A 1,097-nucleotide genomic window follows, 5' to 3' on the forward strand; every position below is an offset into this window, starting at 1 on the left:
TGAATTCGCGGTGGTTCGCACCCAACTCCCAGCCGGCGACGACGCGCCGCTGCACCTCGATCTCGGTGTCGTCGATGTAGTTGTTCGACGCGCGACGGAAGCCGCGCAGCCACAGGGTGGTCTTGCGGCTCTGGTCGCGGTACATCAGCCGTGAGAGGCGCAGTTCGGCGTTGCGCGATTCGCCGGCGTAGACGTAGTCCTGGCTGAAGCCGGCCACGCTCTGGTGGTACTTGCTCTGGCTGGCGGTGGCGCCCAGTAGCCAGTTGCCGTAGGGGATGGAGTAGTGAGCGGTCTGGCCGCTCGTGCCCTGGCCGCTGTGGTTGAAGAGGTCGCGGTTGACGCTGACGTAGGCCAGGTCGTTCAGCCCCAGCGGGCCGTCCCAGGCCAGCGTGGCGCCGCCCTGGGTGCGGCCGGTGGACTTCGTGCCGCTGTCGTCCAGGCTGAGCGTCGCGCGAAGCGGGCCGAGCAGGCGCTGCGCCCGGCTGTACTTCACCACCAGTTCGCTGTCGCCGGGCTGGGCCCCGGGAGATTGCGAGGGCTCGATCTGGATGTCGGCCTCGGCCGTGGGCAGGCGCTTGAGGTTCTCCAGGCCCGTTTCGATGTCGCGCAGGTTCAGCAAGTCGCCGACGGTGGCCGGGATGGCGGTGCGCAGGCTGGTGCGCTCGGTCGTTCCTTCGGCAAAGCGGATGGCCGCGATGCGCCCGGGCACGAGGGTCAGGCGCAAGGTGCCGGAAGCCAGGTCCTGCGGTGCCGCGAGCACGCGGCTGGTGACCCAGCCACGCGCGATCAAGGCCTGCTGCAGGCGCTCCAGGACGGTGTTGACGCCTTGCGTGCCCAGGCAGCGGCCGAGGGGGCTGTCGTCGTTCTGTTCGCCAGCAGCCTCACGCAGGAGCCATTGGAAGTCGCCGGCGCGCTCGCCGTCGAGCGACAGGTGGTCGATGCGAAAGCACGGGGCTTCGGACTCGGGCAGGCGGCCGGTGGCGCGCTCAGGCGTCGTGGGCAGCCGCACATCGACGGCGCGCTCCTGCTGCTCGCGCAGGGCGCGTTCGCGGTCCTGCTGGCGCAGTTCTTCGATGAAGGGCTGGGGGGCCGAGGGG

The 1,097-nt window shown here is 70.3% G+C and carries 1 protein-coding gene; it reads right to left on the bottom strand.

Annotated elements, in window-relative coordinates:
• Positions 1 to 1,097, bottom strand: a 1,097-nt coding sequence (locus ACSFA2_RS25690) for a ShlB/FhaC/HecB family hemolysin secretion/activation protein (protein WP_435458153.1), incomplete at both ends; no start/stop codon positions are given.

The sequence above is a fragment of the Variovorax cryoconiti genome (assembly GCF_051216395.1).
In the GTDB taxonomy this organism is placed as follows: domain Bacteria; phylum Pseudomonadota; class Gammaproteobacteria; order Burkholderiales; family Burkholderiaceae_C; genus Variovorax.